Below are 24,812 nucleotides of genomic sequence, written 5' to 3' on the forward strand. Positions count from 1 at the left end.
GACGCCGCCTGCAACGACGCCGCCTGCAACGACGCCGCCTGCAACGACGCCGCCTGCGCTGACGCCGGGGTGAATGACGGCCGGACGCGCGGGCTGGCGCTGGCGATGCGGTACGAGATCGCGTCGATGCGCCCCGGCGGCTCCATCGTCAACCTGGCACCCGGCCCAGCCGGGATCGCGCTGACCCGCGCGACGGCACGGGAGGTCGCCGGCTCGGGAATCCGGGTGAACGCGGTGGCCGTGGGCAGGCCGGACGAGGTCGCCACCGCCGTCGTCTGGCTGTGCTCGGACGACGCCGCCCACGTCACCGGCGAGACGCTGAACCCGCCCTCCCTACGCCCGCCGCCCCGCTGACCCGCCCCCCGGAAGCGGCCCGTGAGCCGCACCCCCGCAGGTCGCCGACCGCGCTCACAGCGGGACGCGGCACAGCAGCCGGGTCGCGTCCAGACACTGAGCGTCGATGAACCGCCCCGACAGCCGCCCCGCCACCACGAGCCAGTTCTCCAGCCACAACCCCAGGCTGCCCACCGGCTTGGCCGGCCCCGTCGTGTGGAAGTCGATCAGGCCGGGACGGCTCGGCGCGAGCCCGTCGGCGTGCTCGCGAAAGGCCCAGGGCGTGGCGATGTCCCGAGGGCTCAGCTCCCCGGACGTGGTCCCGTCCGAGTAGGACAGATCGTGCACCCCGATACCGTGACGATCCCACACCACCCGCACGAACCGGCGCCCGTCGGCGGCCGGGAGGTCGGTGCGGGGCGGCGGTCCCGCGATGGTGATGGCGTGGGTCCAGCCGGGGGAGTGCTCGCCGATCCAGAGCAACTCCTTGAACGCGTACGGCTCGTACGACCGCATCGCCGAGCCGAGCCCGCAGGCGACCCCGGCGGCCGGGTCGGCGCCGAGCAGGCGGGCGACGTCGGCGGGGTCGCCCTCGATCCAGATCCCGGCGAACAGGTCGCCGAGCCCGCGCGCCGCGAGCAGGGGCCACTGCGCCTCGTGGCAAAGGGGCGACCGCGCCTCGTGCGTCATGAGGCCACCACCCGGCGCAGCGTCCGCCGTTCGGCGAGCCAGCCGGCATCGAGGAAGCGGCCGGTGATCCGGCCGACGGCGATCAGGTGGGGTTCGAGGTCGTCCTCGTCGCCCAGGTCGTCGTTGAGCTGCAGATCGTCCAGCCCGTCCTCCTCGTACAGGGCGCAGGGGCCGGAGAACTCGCCGAGCTCCCGCGCGTACCACAGGTCGAAGACGCGCCGCTCCGTCAGACCGAGACGGGGATCCGCCTCGCCGAGCACGAGGGCGAACGTCCAGCCGGGCGCGTGCGGGCCCATCCAGGCGACGGTGGCGCGCGAGCCGATCCCGCTCCAGCGCAGCGCGGTGGTCAGGTCGCAGTCGAACGTGTCGCCGGGATCGCAGCCGGCCTCGGCGGCGATCGTGTCGACGTCGTCGCCTTCGATTCAGGCGGCCTGGAAGTCTCCGCTCAGCCCGGCGGCGGTCAGCAGCTCCCACTGGCTCTTTTCAGGAAATAAGCTCACGTGGCTCCTCGGGTCGGCGTACGGGTCAACAAGGGCGTCAACAAGATCGTATAGCCCGGCCACGGCCAGGCCCAGCGTCCGGTAAAGGGCTGGATACCCGATTTTGGGGAGACGCGCGGTAGGCGTTCGCATGGGGGTGGGTATCGCGCTCCTGGACAGGGCACGACCACCGAGCACGGGGGAGCACGACCATGCCTTACGTCACCATGCGCGACGGCAACGAGATCTACTACAAGGACTGGGGATCCGGCCCCCCGGTGCTCTTCTGCCACGGCTGGCCGCTGAACGCCGACGCGTGGGACGACCAGCTGAAGATGGTCGCCGACAACCACTTCCGCGGCCTCGCCCACGACCGCCGCGGCCACGGCCGCTCCTCCCAGCCCTGGGACGGCTACGACTTCGACACCTTCGCCGACGATCTCAACGACCTGATCACGCAGCTCGACCTCCGGGACGTCACGCTGGTCGCGCACTCGATGGGCGGCGGCGAGCTGGCCCGCTACATCGGCAGGCACGGCACCGGCCGGATCGCCAAGGCGGTGCTGCTGGCGGCCATCCCGCCGGTCATGGTCAAGTCGGCGGACAACCCCGAGGGCACGCCCGACGAGGTGTTCGACGCCATCAAGGAGGGGATCATCGCCGAGCGCGCGCAGTTCTGGCGCGACACCGCGGAGACCTTCTTCGGGGCGAACCGGCCCGGCAACCGGGTCACCCAGGGCAACAAGGACGCCTTCTGGTTCATGGCGATGCACCAGAACATCCAGGCGGCGGTGCGGTGCGTGGACGCGTTCGGCTACACCGACTTCACCGAGGACCTCAGGAAGTTCGACATCCCGACCCTGGTCGTGCACGGGGACGACGACCAGATCGTGCCCATCGCGGCGGCCGGCGCCAAGTCGTCCATGATCATTCCCACGTGCACGTACAAGGTCTACGAGGGCGGCTCGCACGGGCTGGCCAACGTGCCGGGCACCAAGGAGCGCTTCAACGCCGACCTGCTGGAGTTCCTGCGCGCCTGAAGCTCAGGCGGCCTCGCCACCCGCCCGCGCCCGCCACAGCAGGTAGATGAAGTACGGCGTGCCGATCAGCGCCGTCACCAGCCCCGCCGGCACCTGCGCGGGCGCGATCACGGTACGCCCGAGCGTGTCGGCCAGGCTGACCAGCAGGGCGCCGAGCAGCGCGGCCACCGGCAGCAGCCGGGTGTGGTGGGCGCCGACCAGGGCGCGGGCGGCATGGGGGGCCACCAGGCCGACGAAGCCGATGACGCCGACCGCCGACACCGCCGTCGAGGTGAGCAGCACGGCCCCGGCCAGCGCGCCGAGGCGTACCGGCTCCAGGGGCACGCCCAGGACGCGCGGCGTGTCCTCGTCCAGGGAGAGCAGGTCGAGGTCGCGGCGCAGCCAGACCAGCAGCGGCACCACGATCAGCAGCGCCAGCGTGACGGGGATCAGCTGGGCCGGCATGCGCCCGTACGTGGAGCCGGACAGCCACGTCAGGGCCTTGGCCGTGTTCCACGGGTCGGACTGCACGATGATCAGGATGGTGATCGCCGTGCAGGCGGCCTGCACGGCCAGGCCGATCAGCACCAGCCGGTCGGAGCTCAGCCCGCCGCGCCAGGCCAGCCCGTACACGAGGGCGAAGGCGAGCAGCGCGCCCAGGCCCGCGGTCAGGGACATCATCCAGATCCCGGCCATCGGCACCAGCGTGATCAGCCCGATCGCGCCGACCCCGGCACCGGCGGTGACGCCCAGCACGCCCGGCTCGGCCAGCGGGTTGCGGCACACGGCCTGCACGGCCGCGCCGGCCACGGCCAGCGCGGCGCCCTCCAGCGCGGCGGCCATCACCCGCGGCCAGCGCTGGTCGAGCACGAAGGTCAGCGCCCGCCCGCTGCGCGCCTGCAGCCAGTTGGCGACGTCGCCGGTGAGCAGCCAGCGGTCCCCGCCCAGCAGGCCGAGGACCAGCGCGCCCGCCAGCAGCGCCGCGCAGACGCCCACCACGATGAGGAACGCCGTCCGCGAGCGGCCCGCGCCGGTGCGCACGGCCGGGGGCCGCCTGGTGGGGCCCGCGTCGCGGTAACGGCGGGCCAGCCACACCATGACGATCGCGCCGATGACCGTGGTGACCACGCCGGGCGGCACCTCGACGCCGGCCTGCGCGCCGAGCACGGCACGCAGCAGGATGTCGGAGGCGAGCACGATGAGCACGCCCACCAGCCCCGACAGGGGGAGCATGGTGCGGTTCCTGTGCAGGGCGGGGATGGACCTGGGCAGCAGCCGGACGATCACCGGCGCGCACAGCCCGACGAAGCCGATCGGCCCGGCGATCGTCACCGCCGCCGCCGACAGCAGCACCGCCAGCAGGGTCAGCCAGAGCCGCAGCCGCCGGACGTTCACTCCGAGCACGGTGGCGGTGTCGTCGCCCAGCCCGAGGATGTCCAGCCGGGGCCCGGCCAGCATCGCGGCGGCCAGCGCAGCCAGGATCACCGGGCCGAGCTGGGTGACGGCGTTCAGGTCGCTCTGCACGAGCGAGCCGCTGCCCCAGGCGAACAGCCCGACCGTCTCCTGCTGGAAGAGGATCATGACCAGGTTCGTCAGCGAGGAGAGCGCCAGCGAGGTGGCGGAGCCGGCCAGGATCAGCCGGGTGGTCCCGCTGCGCCCGCCCGCCGACAGCGCCAGCACCAGGGCCGCCGCGGCCAGCCCGCCGAACAGGGCCAGCCCGCCGGACACCGGCACCGGCAGCACCAGCCCGAACGCGGCGGCGGAGGCCACGGCCAGGTACGCGCCCGCGCTGACGGCCAGCGTGTCCGGCGAGGCCATCGCGTTGCGGGCGATCGTCTGCAGCAGCGAGCCCGCCACGCCCAGCGCGAGCCCGACGCAGACGCCGGCCAGCAGCCGGGGCAGCCGGGAGGCGAGCAGCACGCGGGCGGCCTCGTCGCTGCCGCCGAACGGCAGCGCCAGCAGGTCGAGCGCGCCGACCGACGAGGTGCCCTGCGTCACGTGCACGGCGGCCACCAGCACGGTGGCCGCCAGGGTGAGAAGGACGACCCCGGCGGCGCCGATCCGCCGCAGCGGGGTGTCGGGCGGCGCCGCCGGGGTCAGGACGTCCGTGCTCAAGCCGAGAACGCCTTCACCAGCTCGTCGGCGAACTGCCGGCAGGACAGGGGCCCGCCGAAGGTCCAGATGCCGTCAGGCAGCTTGACGACCTGCTTCTTCTCGACGAACGGCAGCGACTTCCAGATGGCGTTGTCCTGCAGTCCGTCGGTGAACACGTCCTCGCCGTCGGAGGCGTTGTAGAAGAAGCGCAGGTCGGGGTCCTTGAGCACGCTCAGGCCCTCGACGTCGGTGGTGCCGAGGCCCCAGTCCTTGTCGACCTTGCCGGTCCAGCCGTTCTTGAGCCCGAGCTGCTCGGCCACGTCGGAGACGAGCGCGCCCTTGCCGAACAGGCGCACGGAGATCGTGCTGCCCTGCTTCCAGCCGTCGGCCATGACGAACGACTTGCCGCCCGCGCCCGCGGCCTCGATCTGCTGCTTGCCGGCGGCCAGGGCCGCGTCGAAGTCCGCGAGCTGCTTGGTGGCCACGTCGGTCTTGCCGACGGCGGTGGCGATCATGTTGAGGTCGTCGCGCATGCGCTTGAGGTTGTCGGAGGCGTCGCTGCCCTTGGCCACCAGCACCGGCACGAACTTCTCCAACTGCTCGATCAGCCCGGCGTCGTCGGACTCCATGAGCACCAGGTCGGGCTGCAGGGCGCTGATGGAGTCGACGCTGGGCTCCTGCCGGTCGCCGACGTCCTTGACCGAGGCGTCGAGCTTGACCGCGGTGTCCCAGGTGGCGTAGCCCTTCACGTCGGCCGCCCCGACCGGCATGACGCCGAGACCGGCCAGCATCTCGGTCTCGCCCCATTCCAGGCTGACCACCCGGGTGGCCGGGCGGTCGAGCGTGACCTGCTTGCCGCGGCTGTCGGTGACGGTCACGGGAGCGGCGGTGGCGGAAGGCGTACCACTCGCGGCGGCCTGCTCGGGTACGGGGGCCTCGGTCGTGCCGCACGCGGCGAGAACGACCATGGCGGCGGCGGTCGTCAGGGCAGCCGTCAAGGCTCTGCGCATGGTGCTTCCTGTCATGTCGTGGCGGAGACGCCGGCATCCTGGCGTCCGCCGGTGTTGTGCCGGCCGATCGGCCGGGTGATGACGGTTCCGGTGACCGGGTCGGCGCTGACCTCGATGCGGATGCCGTAGGCGTCGGTGAGCAGGTCCTCGGTGAGGACCAGGGCGGGCGGCCCGTCCGCGCGGACGCGCCCCTGGTGCAGCAGGACGACATGGTCGGCGATCTCGGCGGCCTGGTTGAGGTCGTGCAGGACGACGCCGATCGCCACGCCGTGCTCGTCGGCCAGGTCGCGGATCAGTTCGAGCAGCTCCACCTGGTAACGCAGGTCGAGGAACGTGGTCGGCTCGTCGAGCAGCAGGACGCCGGTGTCCTGGGCCAGGCACGTGGCCAGCCACACGCGCTGCAGCTCGCCTCCCGAGAGCTCGTCCACGGGCCGCTCCGCCATGGCGGTGACGCCGGTCAGCTCCATCGCCCTGGCGACGGCGGCGGCGCCGTCGGGGTCACCGGCCTTCCAGCGGCGCCGGTACGGGTGGCGGCCGTACCCGACGACGTCGCGCACCTGGACCCCGCCCGGCGTGGGGCGGCTCTGCGCGAGCAGCGTCACCCGCCGGGCGAAGTCGCGGGCCGGCAGGCCGAGCGTGCTCGTGCCGTCGGCCAGCGTCACGGTGCCGCCGTCGGGGCGGTGCAGTCTGGCGAGCGCGCGCAGCAGCGTGGACTTGCCGCTGCCGTTCGGGCCCACCAGGGCGGTCACGTGGCCGGGCCGCAAGGTGATACGGCCGTCCTCGACCACGGTGGTGCCGTGGTAACTGAGGGATAGCTCCGCGCCGCGGAGAGAGATCTCCTCGGTCATGGGGATAAGGTTAGGCTACCCTTGCCAAATCCGCCATGCCGGGGTCGCGATCAGTGCCTCGGCACGGTGACCGGCGCGCTGAACGGCAGCACGAAGAGCGGTCCCGTCACCACGGCGCCCTCGCTGCCCGGCCCGTAGGGCAGGTCGGCGAGCTGGCGGCAGGTGCCCCGGTCCTCGATCCCGTAGACCGCGTTCCGGCCGTCCGCGCCCGAGTTGAAGCGGCCGACGAGCGAGATGCGGTCGCGCACCCGGCCCCGCTCGTCCACGAAGAACCCGTGGATCGGCGCGGTGGCGGCGAACGAGCCGGGGGTCAGCACCTCCTGCACCAGGTCGGAGATCAGGAACCGCACCGTGGCGCCGTCGGCGTCGGTCGCCGTGCCGTCCAGCTCGCCCAGGAACGGGGTGAAGATGCCCGGCGCGCCGGCGGCGAACCCGGGCGGGTAGGGCAGCGGCCGCACGGCGGTCTGCGAGACCCGCCAGGTGCGCTTGAAGGTGCCGGTCCTGATCGTGTACGTGCCGTTGCGGCATTCGAACGGGCGCAGCGTGAGCCCGGTGAGGTCGATCGTCTGCCGCACGATCGGGTTGCCGGTGGCGGGGTCGCCGAACCTGTCCTCGTCCACCCGTACGTCGAGGCCGCGCGGGGTGAGCCTCAGCACGAAGCCGGGGCCGACCGCCTTGACCTGGAACCGGCTCTCCTTGATCGTCAGCCCGGGGGCGCCCGGCTGCCCGTGAGCGGCGGCGGTACCGGGGGAGAGGGTGACGGCCAGGGCCGTGAGCAGGGCGAAAGTGGTGCGCATGACTGGTCTTACGGGACTCATCGATCCTCCTCGCAGCCGCGACGATCACGTCATCGTACGTCGGGCCCGATCCGACGTCGATCACGAAATCCGGCCCGGCGAGGTCCGGCCCGGCGGCAGGATAGGGTCAAGAGCTTTCGAAGGGAGCCGCGGTGGGGAGCGTGAGCAGACGGGGGCTGCTGACCGCCTCCGGCGCGGGTGTGGCGGCCGGGGCGGTGGCGACGGCGGGCGCCTTCCTGCTGGGCGAGCCCGAGCCCGAACCGGCCGCGAGCGCGGCGCCGCCCCAGGCCGTCGCCTTCCACGGGCCGCACCAGGCGGGCATCGCGACACCCGTGCAGGACCGGCTGCACTTCGCCGCGTTCGACGTGGCCGTGAGCACGCGTGAGGAGCTGGTCGCGCTCCTGGTCTCCTGGACGCGGGCCGCCGAGGCGATGACGGCGGGCCGGGTCAGCGCCGCCGACGACTCCGGCGAGGCCCTCGACCTGCCCGCCTCCCGCCTGACGCTGACCGTCGGGTTCGGGCCCACGCTGTTCGCGCGGGCGGGCGAGGACCGCTTCGGCCTGGCCGCCGCCCGGCCTCCGGCGCTGGCCGACTTACCCGCGTTCCCCGGCGAGAAGCTGGATCCTGCGCGCGGCGGCGGCGACCTCGCCGTCCAGGCGTGCGCCGACGACCCGCAGGTCGCGGTGCACGCCGTCCGCACGCTGGCCCGCATCGGGCTGGGCCGGGTGAGCGTGCGCTGGTCGCAGCTCGGCTACGGCAAGACCTCCTCCACCACACCCGCCGAGCTCACGCCGCGCAACCTCATGGGCTTCAAGGACGGCACGGGCAACATCCCGTACGACGACCGCGCCGCGCTCGACGAGCACGTCTGGGTGGCCGCCGCCGACGGGCCCGCGTGGATGACGGGCGGCAGCTACCTGGTCGCGCGGCGGATCCGGATGCACCTGGAGGCGTGGGACCAGGTCACCCGGCAGGACCAGGAGGCCACGATCGGCCGGACGAAGACCGAGGGTGCCCCGCTCGGCGGCAAGGGCGAGCGCGACAGGTTCGACCCGGCCGCGCTGCCCGCCGACTCCCACGTGCGCATGGCCCACCCGACCGCCAACGGCGGCGTACGGCTGATGCGGCGCGGCTACTCCTTCGTGGACGGCAGCGACAGTCAGGGCCGCATCGACGCGGGCCTGTTCTTCCTGGCCTACCAGCGCGACCCGCGCCGCCAGTTCGTGCCCATGCAGCGCAGGCTGGCCACAGGTGACCGGCTCTCGGCCTACATCCGGCACGTCGGGTCGGGACTATGGGCGTGCCCGCCCGGTGTGTCCCCCGGCGGGTACTGGGGTGACACGCTGCTGGGCTGATCCCGGGCTGATCCCGGGCTGATCGTCGCGGGGCCGGCCTCAGAGCTCGTCCGGGCGGATCCAGCCGCCGGGCACCAGCCGGGCGAGTTGCTCGCGCAGCAGGTCGCGCAGCGGCCCCTCGGGGTGTTCGCGGTAGAGCCTGAGCAGCCTGGCCGGGCGTTCCAGGATCTCCTCGGGGTCGTCCTGGCGGTCGGTGTACTCGGTGACCAGCTCGGGCAGGCGGGCGGCGACGTGCTCGTCCAGCCCCAGCTCCGCGGCCGAGCACAGCGCGTACTCCCAGGCCACCAGATAGCGCCACAGCTTGTCGTCGTCCTCGAAGTAGGCGCGCTCCAGCCGGGAGAAGGCGCCGAGCACCGCACCGTGGTCGCCGTCGCGGTAGGCGAGCACGACGAGGTGGAACAGCGCCCACTGGTGACCGGGCCGCAGCCGGTCCGCCCGCTCGAAGGCGGCCCTGGCCTCCGGGTGGGCGCCCAGCAGGTAGAGGGCGTAGCCGCGGACGTAGTGGGCGTCGGCCGTGCCGGGGGAGCGCTTGAGCAGCCGTTCGCTCTCACGCAGCAGCCGCCCGAGCGGCTCGGGCACCCCGGGCCCGTCCTCCGCCGCCTCGATCAGCTCGGCGATCGAGGCGGCCGTGTCGTCCGCGCGAGGCTCCGTGTCCGCAGGCGGCTCCGCGTCCGCGTGCGGGCCGTCATCAGGGATGTCCGGGGTGTCCGGGGGCAAGTGCTCACCATCCTCCGGAGTGGCCGGTGGACCTGCCGTTGGCCATCCAGCGCTTGGCGGTGGCGCGCAGTTCCCTCTCGATCTCCGGCAGCATACCCGGGTGCTCCCTGATGAAGCGTTCGAGCTCCCGCGCGGCGGCCTTGAACCCTTCGCCGTGCCGCCCGCTCTCGTAGCTGGTGTCGCCGCGGTACCTGTCGCGAATCTCACGCTTGACGGAGTTGGCCCACTCCGACGGCGACAGCCAGCCGCACGGGTACTTGGGCCGCGGGCTGTTGTGGACGAGGACGTCGGTCCCGCCCTGCACCACGTGGTACGTGTGCGGCCCGCCCACGCTGAGGTTGTGCACGCGCTGGCTCTCGCGCCGCTCGCTCTCCACGGCCGTCACCTGGACGTGGGTCCCCGCCGACGTCCGCAGCCACATGCCCGGCCGCAGCTCGGCGGCGGCCAGCCAGGTCTTCAGCGCGGGCACCCAGAACGGGTGGTTGCCGGTGGCGACCAGCACCCCGCCCGCGACGCCCACCTTGACCAGGTCCTTGGCGCCCTGGCTGGTCATGGTGGCCACGACCGTCTGTGAGGTCGTCCGCCCGGTCTCCGGGTCGGTGGCGAGCACCCGGTCGCCGGCCGCGACCTCCTCGATCGGCTTCGTGCTCCCGTCGGCCATCCGTACCTGGGTGCCCGGTACGAAGCTGCTGGTCAGCCGGCAGGTCTTGCCGACGCTCTCCACCGCCTCGTCGCCGAACTTGCCGAGGCGGGCGAACTTGGTGCCGCCGAACGTGATCGAGCCCAGCGCCCCTTCCAGGCAGCCCTTGCCGAAGCCCCTGGCGTAGTCGCCGAAGGAGTGCTTGCGGCCGAGCAGCGATCCGGCGACGGTGTTGATCAGGCCGTTGCCGACGCACGCGCCCACCGCCGCGACCAGTTGCGGTGGGATCGTGCCGTCCGGGTCGGAGTAGTCGACCGGGTTCCCCAGCCCGTACTCGTACAGGTTGTAGCCGCCGCCGAAGCCGATCGTGTCCTCGGAGATGAAGCGGCGCAGCGACGGGGAGTAGAGGCGGGTCCTGTTGTCCTGCAGCCCGGCGGGGATCGGCGCGCCGGAGACGCGGCCGGTCCAGCGCACGGTGTTGGGGTCGTCGGCGGCCGAGGACGTGGTGGCGCCGAACAGGTCGTACCCGTAGGTGGTGGTGATCTGCCCGGAGCCGTCGGTCAGCGCCAGCGTGGAGCCGAGCGCGTCCGGCAGCAGGCCCTGCACCTGGCCGTCGCCGCCGATCCTGGCCAGGGCCTCGTCCTGGCCGAAACCGTTGAGGAAGGAGGTCTCCGCGCCGCCCGGCCCGCTCTGCCCGATCAGGGCGTCGCCGTCGAAGCGGAAGCGGGTGCTCAGCGCGCCCGTGGTGCTGCCGACTCGGCGGCCCGCCGGGTCGTAGCCGAGGGTCGTGGTGACGCTGCCGTCCGACACCGAGACGAGCTCGCCGCGGGCGTTCCAGGTGTAGGTGAAGACGCCGTCGGAGGTCAGGTTCCCGGCCGCGTCGTAGGCGAGGGTCCGGCCGGCGTTGCCGGTCAGCCGGTTGGCGTCGTCGTGGACGAGGCCGGTCGCCGGTGCGGGGAGCTGGGCGCGGACGAGGGAGCCGTGCATCCGGGTACGGCGCCCGAGCGCGTCGTAGTCGTAGGCCACCTCGCCGGCGCCGGTCGTGCCCCGCTTGTAGCCGATCGAGGTCAGCAGGCCCGAGTCGTCGTAGCCGTAGGCGGCGGTGATCCCGCCGGGCAGCGACTTGGAGCTCAGCCGCGCGTCGCCGTCGTAGCCGTACAAGACGCTGGTCGAGCCCTGGGTGACCGACTTGAGCAGGCCGTCGGGGAAGTAGTCGTAGCCGACCGCCGGCTGCCCCGAGGCGCTCATCGACTTCAGTCGCCCGGCCGCGTCGTAGGTGTAGCCGACGGTCCCGGCCGCGCTGGTCTCGGAGGTGAGGTGGTCGAGGTCGTCGTAGCCGTAGGTGATCTTGCCGGCGCCCGGGGTGCTGTCGACCAGCTCGCGGACGCGGCCCCGGTCGTCGTACGAGGCGCTCTGCGTCGACTCGAAGCTCTGGCCGTTCCTGCCGAAGCCGATGAAGGTCGCCCGGCCGAGCTCGTCGTAGCGGTACTCGGTGACCTTGCCCCGCCGGTCGGTGACGGTGGACAGGCGGTTCATGCCGTCGTAGGTGAAGGTGTCCTTGGCGCCGAGCGGGTCGGTGCGTTCGAGCAGCCGGTCGGCGTCGTCGTACCGGTAGGAGGTGATCTTCCCGCGGGCGTCCTCGACCGAGGTGATGTTGCCGTTCTCGTCGTAGCCGAAGGTCGTCTCGTCGCCGGCCGCGTCGGTGACCGACCGGAGCTGGTCGGCGTCGTCGTAGGCCCGGGTGGTCGAGGTCCCGTCGGGGGCGATCGTCTCGACCACGCGGTTGGCCGCGTCCCGGATGAAGCGGGTCTTACGCCCCTCAGGATCGGTCACCGCGCTCAGCGCGCCGTCTATGTAGTCATATGTGGTGACACGTCCCTGCGGGGAGGTCTGGGTGCGCGGGTGCCCCTGGGAGTCGTAGGTGGTCCTCCAGGTCGCGTCGGTGATCCGCTCCGGGTTGCCGCGTTCGTCGTACGCGAACCGGGTGACGGCTCCCGTGGGATCGGTCAGCGTGTCCGGCCTGCCGTACGGCGTGCCCTGGTACGTCGCGCGGCCGGTCACGGTCGCCGACCCCGCGGAGCCCTTCAGCTCCACCGGGTTGCCCGCGCCGTCGTAGGAGATCGTCGTGGTGCGGCCGAGGCCGTCGTCGATCGTCGCGGGCAGGCCGCTGGCCGCGTCCCTGGTGATCCTGATGGTGTGCTCGCGGCCGGTGCCCGCCGCCTGCGTGTCGGTGGCCAGGTAACCGAGGGCGTCGTAGGTGGTCCTGCGTACGGCGCCGTCCGGCTCGGTGACCTGGGCGGCGGTGACACGCTTGCCGTCGAGGGTGTAGCCGAAGGTGTAGGTGCCCTGGCCCAGGATCGTCTGGGTGGCGACCCGGCCGTCGGCGTCGTAGACGTTGGTCAGGTAGGTGCGGCCGCGGGCATCGGTGATGGTGGTCATCCGGCCCGCGGCGTCGTAGCCGTAAGTGGTGGCCTGGCCGGTCGGCCCGGTCACGGTCCTGAGCCGGTCGCCGTCGTAGCCGTACGTCACCGAACGGCCCGCGTTGTCCTCCACCTTCGTGACCCGGTCGGAGGCGTCATGGGTGTAGCTGAGCCAGAAGCCGTTCGGAGAGCGGACCTCCGTGATCGGGCCGAGGTAGCTGCCGAAGGAGTTCTGGTACTTGCGCAGGATCTTGACCGTGTTGCCCTGCGCGTCGCGGATCTCCTGCAGCGGCGCCTCGTCGCCGAACACGTACGTCATGCCGTTGCGCAGCCTGAGGTGCCAGCCGCCCCGGTTGCACACGCCCACGTAGTGGAAGCGGGACCCGGTGAACTCCGGCGAGGTGTCGCGCGCCTCGAAGACGGCGTCGCAGAAGCCGGTGCCGGGCGAGACCCGCGCGTAGTGCACCTGGGACCCGTCGGGGAAGTTGAGGTCGGCCTCCTGGTACTGCCGCCGCGACGACAGGTACATGTTGTACAGGTCGTTGCTTCCGATGCCCATGGAGCGTTTGCGGGTGTCGCCCGGGTTGTAGCCGCGGTTGACGGTCAGCGGCAGGACGTCGTCCACCATGAGGTCGGTCTGGCTCAGAGCGAACAGCCCGCTGCCGAGGTCGACGGGGTCGCCCGCGGCGTTCAGGAACTTCAGCAGCCAGCTCCACGCCGGCTCCTGGTTGCCCGGCACGTTGATCATCGCGCCGTCGAAGTCGGAGACCGCCGTGTCCGCGTCGGGGACGACCTGGCGGGCGGCCGGGTCCACCTTGCCCGCGCCGAAGATCTCCCAGCCCCCGCCGCTCTTGTCGTAGTGCCAGAAGTTGACCCGTTGCCCCGCGGAGAGCTTCAGGTAGTTCGGGTAGGTGATCCGGGCGGTCCCGCCCACCAGCCGGCCGCCCGCGGGCTGGACGGTGTAGTAGACGGGCACGCGCACGCCGTCCGGCATGGGGATCGGCGTGCGGTCCACGGGGATCGGCGTGACGCCGACGCGCCGCGCCGGCTTGCCGTCGGCGTCCTCGATCGTCACGCCCGCCGGGATGCGGATCTCCAGGCCGGGCACGGCCGGGTTGGTGAGGACGACCTCCTCGGTGGTCGGCGAGGGGATCTCGACCTCGTAGTCGGTGTCCAGGGCGGGCAGGTACGGCGTGTAGAACAGCTCGTTCGCGCCCGCCTTGAGCGGCACCTGCACGTCGAACACGCCGTAGGTGAGCTTGCCCGTCGAGGCGCTCCGGCCGTCGATGCGCAGGCGGCGCACGCCTGCTCGCAGGTCCGTGAGGCGGAAGGCGCCCTTGGCGTCCGTACGGGCCGCGCGGCCGTCGGCGCGCAGGGTGACCCCGGGCAGCGGCAGGCCCGCGGTGGTCCTCACCACACCGGTGAGGCTCGCCTCCTCGGCCTTCTTCACGGTGAACACGGCGAGGGGCGCGCCGCGCTCGACCCCCTTGGGCAGCGCCGTCGTCGTGGTCTTCGTGCCCGTTGTGGCGGCTTTGGCGGCGGTCGCGGTCGCGACGCGGACGGTGACGGAGCCGGTCTCGGCGTCCTTCGGGCTGAGCTTCATGGTGTAGGTGCCGGCGACCGTCAGAGTGGCGGTGCGGTTGCCGTTCTTGGACATGCACGAGTTCCACAGGCGCGCGCCGGTGGGCGGCCACAGCTCCGTGGTGAGACAGCTCGCGTACGTCTCGTCCACCAGGGTGACCTTGACGCTCTGCCCGGCCGTGCCGGTGAAGGTGACCGCCGCGTTCTGCCCCGCCTTGGTGGTGGTGACCGTGACGTCCGCCCCGCCGACGGTCGCCGCCTTCTGCGCGTCGGCGGGCACGTCCACCAGGGTCACCGTGATCGTGCCGGTCCAGGCGTCCTTCGGGTCGAAGACCAGCCGGTAGGCCCCCGCGGCGGGCAGCTCCAACGTGTCGATGTACTCGTTCGGCTGGTAGACGCAGGTGTCCTTGGCCAGTTCGGCGCCGTCGGGCTTGAGCAGGCGCACGTCCAGGGCGCACGCAGGGGCGCCGGACGGGACGGCCAGGCCGACGAAGACCCGCTGCCCGGCCGCGCCGGTGAACGTCACCGCCCCCGCCTGGCCCGGCTTCGCGATCGGCACGGCGACGGGCGTGGCGCCCGGCGAGCTGGGCACGGTCACGTCGGCGGGCACACCGGTCAGGTCGAACGTCAGCGTGCCCGTCCAGGCGTCCTTCGGGTCGATGGTGAACCGGTAGGCGCCGTCGGCGGGCAGCGTGATCGTGTCGATGTACTCGTTCGGCTGGTAGACGCAGGTGTCCTTGGCCAGCTCGGTGCCGTCGGGCTTGAGCAGGCGCACGTCCAGGGCGCACGCGGCGGCGCCCGGCGGGACGGTCAGCTTGGCGAAGATCCGCTGCCCCGTCGTGCCGGTGAAGGTCACCGCCGCGCCCTGGCCGGGCTTGGTGATCGCGACCGCGGCCGGGGCCGCGTCCGGTGTGGTGGGCACGACGACGTCGGCGGGCACGTTGAGCACCTGCAGCGTCGGTGTGCCCGTCCAGGCGTCCTTCGGGTCGACGGTGAACCGGTAGGCGCCGTCGGCGGGCAGCGTGATCGTGTCGATGTACTCGTTCGCCTGGTGGACGCAGGTGTCCCTGGCCAGCTCGGCGTCGTCGGGCCCGAGCAGCCGTACGGCCAGCGCGCAGGAGGGCGCGCCCGCCGGGACGGCCACCTTGGCGAAGATCCGCTGCCCCGCCGTGCCGGTGAAGGTCACCGCCGCGCCCTGGCCCGGCTTGGTGATCGCGACTGAGGCCGGGGCCGCGTCCGGGGTGGTGGGCACGGTCACGTCGGCGGGCACGGTGAGCACCTGGAGCGTCGGTGTGCCCGTCCAGGCGTCCTTGGGGTTGATCTTGTAGGTGTAGGCGCCGCCGGCGGGCAGGGTGATCGTGTCGACGTACTCGGTCTCCTCGTAGAGACAGGTGCTCCTGCTCAGCTCGGCGCCGTCCGGCGCGGCCAGGCGCACGTCCAGCGCGCAGACGGGCGCGTCCGCCGGGACGGTGAGCCGGGTGAAGACCCGCTGGCCCGCCGCGCCGGTGAAGGTCACCGTCCCGTTCTGGCCGGGTTTGACGATCGCCACCTCGGCCGGCGCGGCGTCCGGCGACGTCGTCACGGCCGCGTCGGCGGGCACACCGACCACCGCCGCCTGGTACGTGCCGGCGATCACGCCCTTGGGATCGACGACCACACGGTACGTGCCGGCGGCCGGCAGCGCGACGGTGTCGAGGAAGGACTCGGCCGCGTACACGCACGTGTCCTTGACCAGGTCGGTGCCGTCGGGAGCGCGCACGCTGGCCGTCACGTCGCACGCCTTCGTGCCCGCCGGCATGCCGAGCTTGGTGAAGACCCGCTGCCCGGCCGCCCCGGTGAAGGTGAACGCGGCCTGCTGGCCGGGGAGGGTCGTGGTGAGGGACTTCGGCTCCCCGTCCAGGTCGAGCTCCGTCGTGGCGTCGACGACGGAGGAGACGAGGACGTCGACCTTGCCGGTCTGGTCGTCCTGCGGGTCGAGCAGCACGGCGTAGGTCCCGGGCTTCGCGCCAGGCGGCAGCTCCCATTCCCAGGTGGCCGAGCAGACGCTCTGGGTCTGCAGGCTGCTCCCGTCGGGGGCGTACACCGTGAGGGGCAGGCAGCCGGAGAAGGTCTTCCCCGAGGTGTAGATCAGGGCGCGCTGGCCGGCCTCGACGTCGAACAACGCCAGCGCGATCTGCTGCGCCGCGCCGATCTGGACCGAGGTGAGGGTGTTCTGGGCCAGGCGTACGGCGCCGCCGGTGCCGATGTTGGCGGCCAGGTACGGCGCCGGCGGCACGACCACGTCACCGGCGGAGACCGCGCTGCCGCCCGGATTGACCACCTTCACATGCCCGAAGGCGGGGCCCGGCGGTAGCTTGACCCGCAGCTCACCCGCCTCCGCCCGGGTCACCTGGACCTTCGAGCCGTTGAGCGAGGTGACGTTGCGCGTCCTGTCGGTGTCGAAGCCGCCGCCGGGCACGGTGAGCTCGGTCCCCGCGTCGGCGACCTTGACGCCGGTCAGGGAGATCGAGGGCTTGGGCCGGGATCCGGTGAGCTTGAAGCCCTTCCAGGTGGCCGACCTGCCGCCGGCCGTCACGGTCACGTCGCCCGAGGCGGCGCCGTCGGGGACCGTCACGGTGACGGTGTGGTCGGTGACTTCCGTGGGGGCGGCGGTGGCGCCGCCGAAGGAGACGGTCACGGCCGACTTGTCCGTGCCGAACGCGGTGCCGTAGATCGTCACGGCCGTGCCCGTCCTGGCGCTGGGCGGGGAGACCTGGGCCACCGCCAGCGTGCCGGCGGGCAGGTCGCGGATCTCCGTGATGTTGCCCGCGGCGTCGTGGCTGATCTTCGAACCGTCGCCCGGCTGGGCGAAGACGCCGGTCACGCGGCCGTTGGCGTCGTGCGCGTACCGTACGTCGCTGCTCTGCGCGGCGGTGCTCTGCGCGGCGGTGCTCTGCGCGGCGGTGCTCTGCGCGGCGCTGCTTTGCCGGGCGGTTTGCCGGGCGGTTTGCCGGGGGACGGCGGGTTCCTTGGCCTGGGTCCGGGTCTGGGCGGCGACCGGGACCGCGTTCGCGGTGGCGCCCTCCCGAGACGGCGCGGCAGGCGCCAGACCGGCGACCAAGGCAGCAACGACTAAGCCAGCAACCACCCGCATGCGAACGCTCCGGATTCAAAGAATGATCAACCCGGGCAAACCATAGATATCGTTTACAGAGGCCGTCAATGATCTCGGGCCGATGGCGTTCAACCGGCGATCACCCCGGCGTCGGACAGGGCCGCCAGGATCAGCGCGGCGCACAGCAGGGCCACGGGCCACGCCTTCTGACTGAGGGCCACGACGACGCCGGCGAAGAGCGCGACGACGGCCAGCACGAGCGGGACGTTCATACCGCGGATCCCTGCCCGCCGCGGCGCCGCCTAGCCCCCTTCCGGCCCTGATGGACGGCACGCGTCACCCCTTCGGGCGCTCCGGGAAGCCGCCCCGGTCACTGGGGGCGGTTGAACCCGGCGAGCCGGGCAGCCGTACCAGGCCCAGAGAGCACCGAAAGGGTAACCATGACCAAGCGCACCCTCGTCCTTCCCGGCCTGACCGCCGCCACGGCACTGATCGCGACCGCGCTCAGCCCCGTGTCCGCGCAGGCCATCACCCCCATCTACCTGGCCGCCTCGCTCGACGGCGACAACGAGGTGCCCGCCCAGGGGACCAAGGTCGGCGACCCGGACGGCAGCGCACTCGCCGTGTTCCGGATCCACGGTCACCGGGTCGACTACGCCGTCCGCTGGAACAAGGTGTCCGCCCCCAGCGGGTTCCACATCCACCGGGGCCAGGCCGGTGAGAACGGCGACGTCAGAATCCCGTTCATCGGCCAGGCGCTGCCCTCCTCCCTGCACGCCGTCAAGGGCACGGTCCTCGTCAAGGACGGCAACCTGCTGGCGCGCATCCTCAACAACCCGCGCAACTGGTACGCCAACCTGCACAACGCCGAGTTCGCCGGCGGGGCCGTACGCGCCCAGCTGTACCGGATCCGCCCGGTCGAGCTGGAGTCCGTGCTGTCGCACGGCTTCGGCAAGACGCTCACCACGCAGGCCAACGGCCGGCAGGAGGTGCCCGCGCCCGGCATGAAGGTCGGCGATCACAACGGCCGCGCCGGCTGGCTGGTGCAGCCGGAGGGCGACCGGGTGTGGTTCGCCTCCGCATGGAAGCGGATCGGGGCGCCGGTCGGCGCGCACATCCACCGGGCTCCCAAGGGCAAGAACGGGCCGGTGGTGGTGCCCTTCTTCGCCGCCGACAAGGGCCTGCCGCCCAGCGTCAACGGCATCGCCGGCAGCGTGAAGACCGACCACGCGACCTCGCGCCGCATCTGGAACAACCCGAAGAACTGGTACGCGAACCTGCACACCGCCGCGTTCCCCGACGGCGCGGTCCGCGGCCAGCTCCATCGCGGCGACTGGTGACCCACCGCTCCGCCGCGTACCCGCGCACGCGGCGGGGCGGCGGCTAGGCTGTTCCTGTGCCGCGTAAGGTGATGATCTGGCCGGTGCTGGCCCTGCTGGTCACCGCCTGCGGTCCCGGGACGACGCCGCGCCCGCCGGCCACTGCGGAGCCCGCGACCCCGGCGACGTCCGCGCCGCCCACCTCACCGGGTGCGCGGCGCGCCGACGACGTCGACGGTGACGGCCGCGCCGACCTGGTCGTCCAGATCGACCTGCCGCGCGAGGACCGGCGCTACCTGTCCATCGTCCACGGCTCGCCCCAGGGCCTCGACCCCCGCAGGCGCACGCTCATCACGTCCGAGACGTTCTACCCCTGGCTGATCGACGACGGCATCAGGGCCGACCTCGACGGCGACGGTTTCGGCGACGTCCTCGCCTACGGCCGGCCGGGCGGCGTCGAGAGCGAGCGCCGGATGGGCCCGCACATCTTCTGGGGCGGGCCGCGCGGCGTGGCGGCCACGGCGGCGCCGACCCCGGTGCCGATCCTCGTGGCCAGCGACCTGGGCGACTACCGCGCCGTCGCCGGCGACTTCGACGGTGACGGCGCCGCCGACGTGGCCATGTCCAGCCCGCCCGCGCCCGGCGGCTCCGACACGAACCTGGCTGTCCTGTACGGCCCGTTCGCCCGCGACGGCGCCCCGCGCAGGCGGAGCGTGCAGCCGTCCCCGACCGGCTCGGAGTTCTGGCGGATGAGCGTGGACCGGATCGGCCCGGGCCACGCCACCGCCCTGGTCGTGTACGAGCCCGACGACGGCGAGCAGACCTCCGGCTGGCTGCTCACCCCTGGCCCCGGCGGGCCGGCCAAGCAGGGTCGCAGGCTCAACAAGGGGATGTCGGCCGCGTTCGGCGACTTCGACGGCGACGGCTCAAGAGACGTGGCCGTCGGCGACGACGGCAGCCGCAACGACGAGCCCGGTTACGAGAACGAGCCGTCCTCCGTCGCGGAAACCCTGACCGTCTATTACGGCGACGGACGCACCGGCACGTTCAGGGGCACCGCGGGCCCGGCGGTGGCAGGCGACTTCGACGGCGACGACCGCGACGACCTCGCCTGGGGTGGCGGGTCCCGGCCGATCCTGACCTTCTGGGGCGCCACCGGGGGCCTGCGTAAGGGCGGGCGGTTCGCCGCGACGACCGGATCCAGGCCGCTGGCGACGGGCGACTACGACGGCGACGGTGACGACGAACTCGCCCTGGCCTCCGGCGCCGACGACTTCCGGATCACCGTGACGGACGGCAGAAAGACCCTGACCACCTTGCCGTCCCGCTAGAGCCGCCCTCCGCCCCCCGCCGATCCGCCCCCCCGCCGGTCCGGCCTGGCTCGGTTCGGTTCGGTTCGGTTCGGTCCGGCCTGGCTCGGCTCGGCGAGATCAGGGGCCGGGGGCCAGGGGCAGGGGTCAGGTGAACGACCGGGCGATCTGGTCCAGGGCGAGGACGCTCAGCTGGTGCAACGACCGGGTCTCCCGCTCAGCGCACCACCACTGCCCCGCGACCCGCAGCGCGGTCAGGAACGCGGCGGTGAGCAGCTCGGGCCCCGCGTCGCCCGCCTGCTCCCGCTCGGCCACCGCCGCGCTGAGCTCCCGCTCCAGCCGGATCCGGTAGGCCAGTTGCCGGGCCAGCAGCGTGGGGTGGTTCATGGCCAGCCGGGTGCGCACGTGCTGCGCGCGGTCGGCGACGCCGCTCTCCTCGTGCAGGCTGTCCAGCGCGCCGCGCAGCGCCCGCCAGGCGGACCGGTCGGGCGGCTGCTCGCGTACCAGCCGGACCAGCGTGCCGAGGCGCTGCGACTCGCCGTACAGCAGCGCGTCCTCCTTGCCGTCGAAGTAGTTGGAGAACGTACGGCGGGAGATGTTGGCGGCGTCGGCGATGGCCTCGACGGTGACGTGGTCGAGGCCGTGCTCGACGGTGAGCCGCAGCGCGGCCTCGTGCACCGCCTGTCTGGTCGCGGCCTTCTTGCGCTCGCGCAGCCCCGCTGTCCTGCCCATGATGTGTCCAAGCTTACCCAAGGGGAATAAATGCTCAATGCGCAAAGTTGCCGCATGGGCATGTAAGGTGTCCAGGTTGCATCCCTTTCCCCCTTGATCGGAGGTTGCGTGTGAGTGCCCAGCCGGCGGCGCCGTCCGCGGCGGCGGAGCCGATGACCCACCGCCAGATCCTCGAAGCCCTCAGCGGCCTGCTGCTCGTCCTGTTCGTCGCCATGATCAGCGCCACCATCGTCTCGGTCGCGCTCCCGCAGATCATCGGCGCCCTGGAGGGCAGCCAGTCGCAGTACACCTGGGTCGTCACCGCATCCCTGCTGGCCTCGACCGCCTCAACGCCCATCTGGGGCAAGCTCGCCGACCTGTTCAACAAGAAGCTGCTGCTCCAGATCGCCATCGTCATCTTCATGGTCAGCTCGCTGGCCTGCGGCTTCGCCCAGAACACCGGCCAGCTCATCGCCTTCAGAGCCATCCAGGGCCTGGGCATGGGCGCGCTGCAGATCCTCACCCAGGTCGTGATCGCCGCCATGATCTCGCCCAAGGAACGCGGCCGCTACAACGGTTACCTCGGCGCCGTCATGGCCGTGGCCACGGTCGGCGGGCCGCTGATCGGCGGTCTCATCGCCGACACCTCCTGGCTCGGCTGGCGCTGGTGCTTCTTCATCGCCGTGCCGTTCACCGTCGCCGCCTTCGCGATGCTGGCCAAGACCCTGAACATGCCGACCGTGCGCCGCTCCGACGTGAGCATCGACTACTGGGGCGCGACCCTCATCGCCCTGGGCGTCAGCGTGCTGCTCATCTGGGTCACGTTCGTCGGCGGCTCCTTCGACTGGCTGTCCTGGCAGACCGCGGCGATGGCGGGCGGCGGTGTGCTGCTGCTGGTCGCGGCCGTCTTCGTCGAGTCCGTGGTCAAGGAGCCGGTCGTGCCGCTGCACGTCATCCGGCGCCGCACCCCCGCGCTGGCCATCCTGGCCAGCCTCGCGGTCGGCATGGCCATGTTCGGCGGCTCGGTCTTCCTCGGTCAGTACTTCCAGATCGGCCGCGGGTACGGGCCCACCGCCGCCGGCCTGCTGACGATCCCCATGATGGTCGGCGTGCTGTTCTCCTCGACCATCAGCGGCCGGATGGTCTCCAAGAGCGGCAAGACGAAGCCGTACATCCTGGCCGGTCTGATCGTCCTGCTGGCGGGCTTCGCCGGTCTGGCCACCCTCGACCACCAGACGCCGCTCGTGCTGGTCTCGGCGTACATGCTCGCCGTGGGCGTCGGCGTCGGCATGTCCATGCAGAACCTCGTCCTGGTCATCCAGAACACGGTCCCGCTGCGCGAGATCGGCGCGGCCAGCGGCGCGGTCACCTTCTTCCGCTCGCTCGGCGGCACCATCGGCGTCTCGGTGCTCGGCGCCATCCTGGCCGGCCAGGTCGCGACCAACATCACCGAGGGCCTGGCCAAGGCCGGCATCCCGGTCGCGGGGGGCGGCGCGGCGGCCGGCGGCAGCCTGAACATCGCGGCCCTGCCCGAGCCCGTCAGGGAGATCGTCCGCGCCGCGTACGGGGACGCCACGGGGCGCATCTTCCTCGTCTCGGCGGCCATCGCCGTCGTCGGGCTCATCGCCGCGATCTTCCTCAAGCCCGCCCGGCTCCGCGACAGCCTCGACATCACGGAGCCGGGGACGGGGCCGGCGCCCAAGCAGGAGGTCGCCACGACGACCGCCTAGACCACGGGGCCCGGAAGGCCGCCTCCCCGCTTCGCCCGCGGGAAGGCGGCCTTCCGTCTGTCCGACCGGGAGTCGGGTCGCGTACGGCAGCCGAGCTCGGAGGGCTCCGCTGCGTACCCGCAGAGCTCAGGTCGCGTACAGGAGAGACAGCGGCTCGGCCGTGAACCCCTCGCCGCGGCTCAGCTCCGTCGCCGTACGGCCGACGAAACGGGTCAGCGAGCGGGCCAGATGGGGCTGGTCGAAGTACCCGAGCCGGTGCACCACGTCGTGGGCCGGCACGCCCGCCTGAATCAGCACCGCCGCTCGCCTGGCCCGGTCGATCCGCCGGGCCGCGCCACGCGTGAGCCCGGTCGCCGCCAGGAAGCGCCGCTGCACGGTGCGCTCCGACACTCGCGACACCTCCGGCGGCCCCGCGCGGTGCACCGCCGCCACCAGCGGGTCGCGGACCAGGATCTCCTCACGCACCAGCCGCCGTACGAACGCCTCGGCGTCGTCGTAACCGGGCAGGTGCCACGCCGACCCCTTCAGCTGGAACGACCGGCGCGTGGTGCCGGCGAGCTCCGCCGCGGAGTTGACCAGCCGACCGGCCGGAAGATGCGGCATGCTCGTGCCGAGCGCGAACGTGATGCCGAAGAACGTGGCCTCCTCCGGCACCGGAGCCGGGCTCGCCGCGGTCTCCGGGCCGACGACGGCCGCGCTGACCTCGCCGTGTCGTTCCCAGAAGACCAGGTCCCAGCTCGCCGCCGCCACCGCCGTCATCCGGCTGACGTCGTCACTGCGGCTGCGCCAGACCCGGTCGATGTACGGCGAGTCGGACGGCCGACTGACGATGTCCAGCCCCATTCGCGTAGATCCTCCAGGTTCGCCGCCCAGGCCGGGTCCGACACTACCGCCGTCACCGCAGGTCATGCACCAGCCGGCCGCCCACGACCGTGGCGATCACCACGATGTCCCCGATCCTCCCGGGATCGGTCGCGAGCAGGTCGTCGGAGAGCACCGCGAAGTCCGCCAACATGCCGCGGGCCAGTGTGCCCTTGCGGCCTTCCTCGCGCACCGCGTACGCCGAACCCGTCGTGTACGCCCGCAGCGCCTGCTCCACCGTCAGCGCCTCGTCCGGGTTGAACGGCACCCCGGCCGCGGTCGTCTGGTTGACCAGGTCGTGGATGCCGAGCAGCGGCGCGCCCTCGACCACCGGGCAGTCGGAGCTGCCCGGCAGCACGATCCCCGCCTCCAGGAACGAGCGCTGCCGGTAGCAGCCGCGGATCCGTTCGCGGCCGAGCGCCGCCAGCATCCCGTCACCGAGCTCGGTCACGAACCGGCCCTGCGGGACCGGGATGACGCCGAGCTCGGCGATCCTGGCCACCTGCGCGTCGTTGGTCAGGCCGCAGTGCTCGATCCGGTGCCGGGCGTCGGGGCGCGGATGCCGCGCCTGAGCCTCGGCGTAGGCGTCGAGCACCACGTCCACCGCCGCGTCGCCGATGGCGTGCGTGGCCACCTGCCAGCCCGAGTCGTGGGCGTGCAGGATGAACGTACGCAGCGCCGTCTCCTCCTCCTGGAGGAAGCCCCGGTGGCCCGGCTCGCCCTCGTAGTCGTGGCACATGGCGGCCGTCCTGCCGATCAGGGAGCCGTCCGAGAACAGCTTCACCGGGCCGATCCGCAGCCACTCGTCGCCGAGGCCGGTGCGTACGCCCAGATCCAGCCCGAACCTGGCCTCCACGGCGTGCAGGTTGGCCGAGCCCGGCATGAGCGTGGCCCGCTGCAGGAGCAGGCCGCGCCGCACGGCGTCCTGGAAGTCCGCGATGTCCCAGGGCCCGTTGCCCGCCAGGCCCACGCCGACGCCGGGCTCGGTGAAGCTGGTCAGGCCCTCGGCGGCGGCGGCCTTGGAGGCCAGCCCGATGCCCGCCACGAAGTCCTCGTGCGCCAGCGGCCGCAGCAGCCGCAGGGCCAGCTCCTGGGCCTGCTCGGCCAGCAGCCCGTCCGGCAGCCCGCGCTCGTCGCGGCTCACCGAACCGCCCGGCACGTCGGGCACGTCCTCCAGCCCGGGGAACCCCATGAGCGCGAACGCCGCCGAACTCGCCACGCCCATGTGGCACGAGGTGTGCTGCACCCAGACCGGCCGCCCGCCCGCCGCCCGGTCCAGGGCCTCGCGGTCGGGGTGGGCGCCCAGCTTGTACTGGTCGTAGCCGCCGCCCCGCACCCATGCGCCCTCGGGCAGGGTGGCGGCCCGCTCGGCCACGCGCGCGTACAACTCGTCCAGGGTGGACACGCGCAGGTCCAGCTCACGCATCCGCTGGCCGCGCAGGCTCAGATGGTGGTGGGCGTCGTTGAACCCCGGCACCACCGGCGCGCCGCCCAGGTCCACGACCACGTCCGCGTTCACGCCGTCGAGCTCGTCGTCCAGCCCGGCGACCCGGCCGCCGAACACGCCGAGGCGAGTGGCGTACGGCCGGTCGGGGTCCAGGGTGGTGAACCGGCCGTTGACGAACAACGTGTCGAGACGCATCGAACCTCCAGCTCGCAGCCCTCCGGAGGGGTCGTGCCCCCGATCAACCTCCCGCAAAAGCCGGGGGCGTGGCGGGCGGGGGGCCGACGGGGTCGCCGCGGGGGCGCCGTTCGGCGTGGCTGGCGGGTTCGGCCCGGCGCGCCGTTCAATGTGGCGGGTGGT

General features: G+C 72.7%; 17 protein-coding genes and 1 pseudogene. 6 read left to right on the forward strand and 12 right to left on the reverse strand.

The features are described from left to right. Nucleotides 1-354, forward strand: a pseudogene (locus ABFX54_RS37450) (hypothetical protein); the annotation flags it as partial. 54 nt (nucleotides 355-408) lie between these two features. Here the strand turns inward: ABFX54_RS37450 and ABFX54_RS37455 are convergent. Next, entirely contained in the window at nucleotides 409-1,023 is a 615-nt protein-coding gene (locus ABFX54_RS37455; protein WP_346111483.1) for a hypothetical protein, read from the reverse strand. Further along, entirely contained in the window at nucleotides 1,020-1,319 is a 300-nt protein-coding gene (locus ABFX54_RS37460; RefSeq protein WP_346111484.1) for a hypothetical protein, read from the reverse strand. The genes ABFX54_RS37455 and ABFX54_RS37460 overlap by 4 nt, the downstream gene beginning before the upstream one ends. A gap of 395 nt (nucleotides 1,320-1,714) precedes the next feature. On the opposite strand from ABFX54_RS37460, the gene ABFX54_RS37465 reads away from it, so the two are divergent. Next, nucleotides 1,715-2,542 carry an alpha/beta fold hydrolase gene (locus ABFX54_RS37465; protein ID WP_346111486.1) on the forward strand — a complete coding sequence of 276 codons (828 nt, stop codon included), beginning with the start codon at nucleotides 1,715-1,717 and terminating at the stop codon, nucleotides 2,540-2,542. A gap of 3 nt (nucleotides 2,543-2,545) precedes the next feature. Here ABFX54_RS37465 and ABFX54_RS37470 read toward each other — a convergent pair whose 3' ends face one another. The 4 genes from ABFX54_RS37470 to ABFX54_RS37485 are packed head-to-tail and all read right to left on the reverse strand — an operon-like array spanning nucleotide 2,546 to nucleotide 7,270. Next, nucleotides 2,546-4,636, reverse strand: a complete 2,091-nt coding sequence (locus tag ABFX54_RS37470; protein WP_346111488.1) for an iron ABC transporter permease — start codon at nucleotides 4,634-4,636, stop codon at nucleotides 2,546-2,548. Further along, complete coding sequence (locus tag ABFX54_RS37475; RefSeq protein ID WP_346111490.1) at nucleotides 4,633-5,625, reverse strand: ABC transporter substrate-binding protein; 993 nt, start codon at nucleotides 5,623-5,625, stop codon at nucleotides 4,633-4,635. The genes ABFX54_RS37470 and ABFX54_RS37475 overlap by 4 nt, the downstream gene beginning before the upstream one ends. A gap of 11 nt (nucleotides 5,626-5,636) precedes the next feature. Next, nucleotides 5,637-6,473, reverse strand: coding sequence for an ABC transporter ATP-binding protein (locus ABFX54_RS37480; protein WP_346111491.1), 837 nt, complete (start codon nucleotides 6,471-6,473; stop codon nucleotides 5,637-5,639). 50 nt (nucleotides 6,474-6,523) lie between these two features. Beyond that, the gene (locus ABFX54_RS37485) at nucleotides 6,524-7,270 is read right to left on the reverse strand and encodes a hypothetical protein (RefSeq protein ID WP_346111492.1); all 747 of its coding nucleotides are present in this window, start codon (nucleotides 7,268-7,270) and stop codon (nucleotides 6,524-6,526) included. A gap of 161 nt (nucleotides 7,271-7,431) precedes the next feature. On the opposite strand from ABFX54_RS37485, the gene efeB reads away from it, so the two are divergent. Then, nucleotides 7,432-8,625 (forward strand): iron uptake transporter deferrochelatase/peroxidase subunit, encoded by a 1,194-nt coding sequence (gene efeB, locus ABFX54_RS37490; RefSeq protein WP_346111493.1) that lies wholly within the window; start codon nucleotides 7,432-7,434, stop codon nucleotides 8,623-8,625. 39 nt (nucleotides 8,626-8,664) lie between these two features. On the opposite strand, the gene ABFX54_RS37495 is transcribed toward efeB, so the two are convergent. The 3 genes from ABFX54_RS37495 to ABFX54_RS37505 all read right to left on the reverse strand — a co-directional run bounded on the left by ABFX54_RS37495 (nucleotide 8,665) and on the right by ABFX54_RS37505 (nucleotide 17,349). Beyond that, the gene (locus ABFX54_RS37495) at nucleotides 8,665-9,342 is read right to left on the reverse strand and encodes a tetratricopeptide repeat protein (RefSeq protein ID WP_346111494.1); all 678 of its coding nucleotides are present in this window, start codon (nucleotides 9,340-9,342) and stop codon (nucleotides 8,665-8,667) included. Between the two features lie 4 nt (nucleotides 9,343-9,346). After that, complete coding sequence (locus ABFX54_RS37500; protein WP_346111496.1) at nucleotides 9,347-17,083, reverse strand: RHS repeat-associated core domain-containing protein; 7,737 nt, start codon at nucleotides 17,081-17,083, stop codon at nucleotides 9,347-9,349. 122 nt (nucleotides 17,084-17,205) lie between these two features. Further along, nucleotides 17,206-17,349 (reverse strand): hypothetical protein, encoded by a 144-nt coding sequence (locus ABFX54_RS37505; protein WP_181307945.1) that lies wholly within the window; start codon nucleotides 17,347-17,349, stop codon nucleotides 17,206-17,208. 168 nt (nucleotides 17,350-17,517) lie between these two features. Between ABFX54_RS37505 and ABFX54_RS37510 the strand changes: the two genes are divergently transcribed. Continuing rightward, entirely contained in the window at nucleotides 17,518-18,417 is a 900-nt protein-coding gene (locus ABFX54_RS37510) for a CHRD domain-containing protein (protein ID WP_346111497.1), read from the forward strand. 56 nt (nucleotides 18,418-18,473) lie between these two features. Next, the gene (locus ABFX54_RS37515; protein ID WP_346111498.1) at nucleotides 18,474-19,727 is read left to right on the forward strand and encodes an FG-GAP repeat domain-containing protein; all 1,254 of its coding nucleotides are present in this window, start codon (nucleotides 18,474-18,476) and stop codon (nucleotides 19,725-19,727) included. A 126-nt stretch (nucleotides 19,728-19,853) separates the two neighbouring features. Here the strand turns inward: ABFX54_RS37515 and ABFX54_RS37520 are convergent, their stop codons facing one another. Next, nucleotides 19,854-20,438 carry a TetR/AcrR family transcriptional regulator gene (locus ABFX54_RS37520; protein WP_346111499.1) on the reverse strand — a complete coding sequence of 195 codons (585 nt, stop codon included), beginning with the start codon at nucleotides 20,436-20,438 and terminating at the stop codon, nucleotides 19,854-19,856. A gap of 110 nt (nucleotides 20,439-20,548) precedes the next feature. Here ABFX54_RS37520 and ABFX54_RS37525 point away from each other — a divergent pair, with 110 nt between their 5' ends. Next, nucleotides 20,549-22,147, forward strand: a complete 1,599-nt coding sequence (locus tag ABFX54_RS37525; protein WP_487047327.1) for an MDR family MFS transporter — start codon at nucleotides 20,549-20,551, stop codon at nucleotides 22,145-22,147. Between the two features lie 126 nt (nucleotides 22,148-22,273). On the opposite strand, the gene ABFX54_RS37530 is transcribed toward ABFX54_RS37525, so the two are convergent. Both ABFX54_RS37530 and ABFX54_RS37535 read right to left on the reverse strand, forming a co-directional pair. Continuing rightward, complete coding sequence (locus ABFX54_RS37530) at nucleotides 22,274-22,990, reverse strand: helix-turn-helix domain-containing protein (RefSeq protein ID WP_346111500.1); 717 nt, start codon at nucleotides 22,988-22,990, stop codon at nucleotides 22,274-22,276. Between the two features lie 52 nt (nucleotides 22,991-23,042). After that, on the reverse strand, nucleotides 23,043-24,650 hold the full coding sequence (locus ABFX54_RS37535; protein WP_346111501.1) for an amidohydrolase: 1,608 nt from the start codon (nucleotides 24,648-24,650) through the stop codon (nucleotides 23,043-23,045). Nucleotides 24,651-24,812 lie beyond the last annotated feature (162 nt).

This window comes from Nonomuraea maheshkhaliensis, from assembly GCF_039529435.1.
Lineage (GTDB): Bacteria > Actinomycetota > Actinomycetes > Streptosporangiales > Streptosporangiaceae > Nonomuraea > Nonomuraea maheshkhaliensis.

Excerpts from the sequence above, each read along its gene's own strand:
- ABFX54_RS37465 (WP_346111486.1), top strand. The coding sequence starts at position 1,715 with ATGCCTTACGTCACCATGCGCGACGGCAACGAGATCTACTACAAGGAC.
- ABFX54_RS37505 (WP_181307945.1), bottom strand. The coding sequence starts at position 17,349 with ATGAACGTCCCGCTCGTGCTGGCCGTCGTCGCGCTCTTCGCCGGCGTC.
- ABFX54_RS37510 (WP_346111497.1), top strand. The coding sequence starts at position 17,518 with ATGACCAAGCGCACCCTCGTCCTTCCCGGCCTGACCGCCGCCACGGCA.
- ABFX54_RS37460 (WP_346111484.1), bottom strand. The coding sequence starts at position 1,319 with ATGGGCCCGCACGCGCCCGGCTGGACGTTCGCCCTCGTGCTCGGCGAG.
- ABFX54_RS37535 (WP_346111501.1), bottom strand. The coding sequence starts at position 24,650 with ATGCGTCTCGACACGTTGTTCGTCAACGGCCGGTTCACCACCCTGGAC.
- ABFX54_RS37530 (WP_346111500.1), bottom strand. The coding sequence starts at position 22,990 with ATGGGGCTGGACATCGTCAGTCGGCCGTCCGACTCGCCGTACATCGAC.
- ABFX54_RS37455 (WP_346111483.1), bottom strand. The coding sequence starts at position 1,023 with ATGACGCACGAGGCGCGGTCGCCCCTTTGCCACGAGGCGCAGTGGCCC.
- ABFX54_RS37475 (WP_346111490.1), bottom strand. The coding sequence starts at position 5,625 with ATGCGCAGAGCCTTGACGGCTGCCCTGACGACCGCCGCCGCCATGGTC.
- ABFX54_RS37480 (WP_346111491.1), bottom strand. The coding sequence starts at position 6,473 with ATGACCGAGGAGATCTCTCTCCGCGGCGCGGAGCTATCCCTCAGTTAC.
- ABFX54_RS37520 (WP_346111499.1), bottom strand. The coding sequence starts at position 20,438 with ATGGGCAGGACAGCGGGGCTGCGCGAGCGCAAGAAGGCCGCGACCAGA.
- ABFX54_RS37485 (WP_346111492.1), bottom strand. The coding sequence starts at position 7,270 with ATGCGCACCACTTTCGCCCTGCTCACGGCCCTGGCCGTCACCCTCTCC.